The 3,721-nt window shown below is 55.5% G+C and carries 7 protein-coding genes; 3 read left to right on the top strand and 4 right to left on the bottom strand.

From position 1 onward, the window contains the following. The 3 genes from BA066_07165 to BA066_07175 all read left to right on the top strand — a co-directional run. Positions 1-526: DUF3782 domain-containing protein (locus BA066_07165; GenBank protein ID RDD52908.1), on the top strand; the 526-nt coding region annotated here is incomplete at its 5' end. A gap of 296 nt (positions 527-822) precedes the next feature. Further along, positions 823-1,527 (top strand): alanyl-tRNA editing protein, encoded by a 705-nt coding sequence (locus BA066_07170; protein ID RDD52909.1) that lies wholly within the window; start codon positions 823-825, stop codon positions 1,525-1,527. 21 nt (positions 1,528-1,548) lie between these two features. Then, positions 1,549-1,953 (top strand): YjbQ family protein, encoded by a 405-nt coding sequence (locus BA066_07175; GenBank protein ID RDD52910.1) that lies wholly within the window; start codon positions 1,549-1,551, stop codon positions 1,951-1,953. Positions 1,954-2,474: 521 nt separating this feature from the next. Here BA066_07175 and BA066_07180 read toward each other — a convergent pair. The 4 genes from BA066_07180 to BA066_07195 all read right to left on the bottom strand — a co-directional run. Continuing rightward, on the bottom strand, positions 2,475-2,687 hold the full coding sequence (locus tag BA066_07180; GenBank protein RDD52911.1) for a hypothetical protein: 213 nt from the start codon (positions 2,685-2,687) through the stop codon (positions 2,475-2,477). A 157-nt stretch (positions 2,688-2,844) separates the two neighbouring features. After that, positions 2,845-3,036 (bottom strand): hypothetical protein, encoded by a 192-nt coding sequence (locus BA066_07185; GenBank protein ID RDD52912.1) that lies wholly within the window; start codon positions 3,034-3,036, stop codon positions 2,845-2,847. Between the two features lie 209 nt (positions 3,037-3,245). Next, the gene (locus BA066_07190; GenBank protein RDD52913.1) at positions 3,246-3,524 is read right to left on the bottom strand and encodes a nucleotidyltransferase domain-containing protein; all 279 of its coding nucleotides are present in this window, start codon (positions 3,522-3,524) and stop codon (positions 3,246-3,248) included. Then, positions 3,521-3,721, bottom strand: a 201-nt coding sequence (locus BA066_07195; protein RDD52914.1) for a HEPN domain-containing protein, incomplete at its 5' end; no start/stop codon positions are given. The genes BA066_07195 and BA066_07190, both read right to left, overlap by 4 nt.

Genomic DNA, 3,721 nt, shown 5'->3' on the forward strand with positions numbered 1-3,721 from the left:
GATGGGCTCACTGGGATACGTGGAGATCTTGGAGAGATTCGCGAGGCTCGAGGAGAGACAGCAGAGGCTTGAGGAGAGGCAACAGAAGCTTGAGGAGAGGTTAATCTCGATCGAGAGCGAGATGCTGGAGCTCAGGAGAACAGTCATCGTCATCGCCCATCGCTTCGGCGTGATGACCGAGGAGAGCTTCAGAGAGGCCATGAGGTACGTGGTCGAGGAGGTCCTGGGCACGGCCAAGGTGGAGAGATGGGTCCACTTGGACGGGGAAGGCATGGTCTATGGCTACCCCTCGATCGTCGAGGTCGACCTCGTCGTCAGGAACGGGGAGCACATCCTCATCGAGGTGAAGTCGAGGGTGGGTAAGGGGGACGTCCACGAGCTCCACATGATAGGGAAGTTGTACGAGAAGGTCGTGGGAGTCAGGCCGAGGATGCTGATGATAGGAGGCTTCGTGGATCACAGAGCACATGAAACGGCCCGCGCTCTGGGTGTGGAGATAAGGCCAGTGATCAAGGAGCTCGCCTGATCGTCCCCAGCAGTTCAGCACTAGATGGTCACAGATCGGTCTCGGGATCTTGCTCAAATGGTTCAAAGAGGTCTTTCGGACCTCTAAACTGCCATGGGATCGCGATTGCATTGGTCACTCGGAGCTTTCGGGTTCCTGAAAATGCTCAAGCCGACCCTCGGAGGAACTGATCTTCCAGAGTTACGATACTCCCCTCAGGGGAAACGGGGAGATTATGGCTGAGAATTGACCTGAAATCGGGAGCCGGGCTCATTAGAGCCAGCAATCCTTTTATCCCCTGAAAGCTACATGTCAGTATGACCCAGCTCATCTACCAGCTGGACTCCTACATCACGGACTTCGAGTCGAGAGTGGTCAGGGTCAGGGGGAACAGGGTCTACCTAGAGAGGACCGCGTTTCATCCCCTCTCCGGAGGGGTGGCCGACGACAGGGGCTATCTGGAGTTCGGGGGCAGGAGGTACGAGGTCATAGGGGTGGAGGAGGATCCTGAGGTGGCCCACATCCTCGGCTCAGAGCCTGATTTCAGGGAGGGTGATCTTGTCAGGGGCCTGGTGGACTGGGAGAGGAGGTACAGGCTCATGAGGCTCCACACAGCCGATCACATACTCTCGGCCGTCCTCTACAGGGAGAGGGGCGCCCTGGTCACGGGAGGGCACATAGACCCTGAGTACGCGAAATCCGACTTCAGTCTGGAGAGGGGGGAGAGGGGCGTCTTCGAGGAGGCCATAGAGAGGGTTAACGAGATAGCCTCCAGGAACCTGGAGGTTAAGGTATACTTCCTCCCGAGGGAGGAGGCACTAAGGATTGAGGGGATCGTGAAGCTTGCCGAGAGGATGCCCCCGAGCCTGGAGGTGCTGAGGATCGTGGAGATACCCGGCATAGATGTGCAGGCCGACGGAGGGCCCCACGTGAGGAACACGGGGGAGATAGGGAGTGTGAGGCTCCTGAAGGTGGAGAACAAGGGAAGGGGGAAGAAGAGGGTCTACTTCACCGTCGATTAGCCGGTCGGCGGGGTGTGATAGATGACCTCGTACAGCGAGGTGATCACCCTGAGGACCAGATCGAAGATAGAGCTAGTGGACATAACCGACCTGGTTGAGGGGGCCGTGAGTAGGTCAGGCATAGCTGAGGGCATCTGCCTCGTTCACCTGCCCCACGCAACTGCAGCGCTCATAGCGAACGAGAGCGAGCCCGGACTGCTCAGGGACATAATCAGGAAGCTGAGGGAGGAGTTCGTCAGGGAGGGATGGGAGCACGATAGGGTGGATGATAACGCTCACGCCCATCTGGCCTCGGCCTTCCTGGGGGCATCCAGAGCGTTCCCCGTGTCCTCCGGAAGGCTCCTGAGGGGGACTTGGCAGAACCTGCTCCTGGTCGAGCTGGACGGCCCCAGGGAGAGGAGGGTCATCGTGACCGTGGTCGGCTAGCTTCCTCACTCTCTCCCATCCCGTCCGACCCATGACCTTTTCATTTCACGGGTTTCACTTTCCAAGCTGGTCAGTGGGTGATGCGGCGCATCCCCCTCGCGAGTCAACTCCCAGGCTCGCGAGTCATCCTCGGGCAGACTCTGAGGACGCGTGATCAGACGTGATGGCTGTATTTCCCCTGGATCAGGCGGATCTCATCGATAGCGCATCACGGATTCCCATTCTCAAGTCCGCTCCCCCGACTTCAATCGGAGTCTGACATGACATTAGATGACGCTTTGGAGAGCTAGCTCACACGCATTCATCCCGGCCCTATCAGGGACCAGAGAGGATGAACACTTGATGCCGCGGCTATTGGGAGGTGGAGGATCGCCGGTTTAATGAATGGCTTCCGAGGAGCATGTGGTCTAGACAGGATTCCTGAGCCTCGATTTCGATGCTCATGGAAGACGATCCAGCTCAGGCTTGAACGATCCGTGGGTCTCTTGGGCCGTAGCTCATCCGATGCTAGGGGGAAGCTCTTATGTCAGAAGGGTTGATATGATGGGGAACTCCTCCCGAGATCCCATCTGGGCATGAGAGGTGCTATAAACTTGGGTGCGATCGCTCCGTTTGGCCAGACCGCCACCCACGACCCAATAGCCCCGCCAAAAGGTTATGGGCGAGGTAAACTTCGTGGGTGCGATGATGAGCATCGAGGAAGGAAGCAACTTATTTCCCTTAACATATAACATAATACTCGATCAGGTAATCTGTGTCTAATAATACTCTCTCGCCCATCCCCTCACCTTAATCTCTTCGTAGTCTAATTCAAGCAGCTCCCTGAGTTCTTCCTTCACCCTCTCGCTGATCGGGATCATGGTCATCTTGGTCATCGGTAATTAATCATCATTAATTTACGTATTTAAAGTCGATTATCCGCACTCCCTCATCCGCATATCCGGGATGTGTTTTGACGATCGGCTTGAATTTGCGCTTTAAGAGAGCCCTCAGGCCTAGAGCTGGACAAACCCACTCCATATCACACCTCTTATGGCGAATGAAACCAAGTCTGGACTCGTCGGAGATGTCAAAGGGACACACCCAAGAAGTGTTAAAAGTTGGGCTTCACAATCGCCGAGAACGAGTCAAGATTTGGCACCCTTGATCCTCAGGACCCATCCCCTCTCTGACTTTCTGTACCCTTATCCCTCAGCGATCTGAGCCCCTCCCTGAGAGGTCCCAGCGAGATGCTCTCCTCCAGCACGATCCCCTCTTCTAAGGCATCCAGAATTATGGTCGAGGTCGGCATTTTATTTAGAGCATTCTTTCAGGGTGAAGGCATGTACATCGGCAGGAACTCTGGCGTCCTTGAAAGAGCTCAGAAGCTTTTCCAGCTCAGCAGGGTCATCGTAGATTATCAGGAGGTCATAATCGCTCGCTGGAGTAGATCCCCCTCTTGCCCTAGATCCAAAGAGGATGACCGTCACCTCAAACCTGTCAACGATCTCTCTAAGCCTTTCCTCCCTCAACAGTCCTCCGCAAGAATCCCCTCGAAATATGATCACCTCAGCACAATTTACAGCTTTCAGCCTCTTCTGTAATCCCTGAGCCTAGCGCCAGGATATCCAGCCTGAACATAGTGCTCCTCTAAGCCTTCGCATTCCCTAACCTTGGCCGGTACGTCCAATATCTCCGAGAGCGCATCAAGGAGCTCGGATATCGAGTGGGTGTAGGGCTTGTATCCAGTCTTCTTTATGAGCAGGGCCTTTAGGGCGAATTCAGCTGT

Source organism: Candidatus Korarchaeota archaeon NZ13-K (genome assembly GCA_003344655.1).
GTDB lineage: Archaea > Korarchaeota > Korarchaeia > Korarchaeales > Korarchaeaceae > Korarchaeum.

What these genes read in the sequence shown, in the direction of transcription:
- BA066_07180 (RDD52911.1), bottom strand. Translation starts at nt 2,687, where the DNA reads ATGTTATATGTTAAGGGAAATAAGTTGCTTCCTTCCTCGATGCTCATC.
- BA066_07175 (RDD52910.1), top strand. Translation starts at nt 1,549, where the DNA reads ATGACCTCGTACAGCGAGGTGATCACCCTGAGGACCAGATCGAAGATA.
- BA066_07170 (RDD52909.1), top strand. Translation starts at nt 823, where the DNA reads ATGACCCAGCTCATCTACCAGCTGGACTCCTACATCACGGACTTCGAG.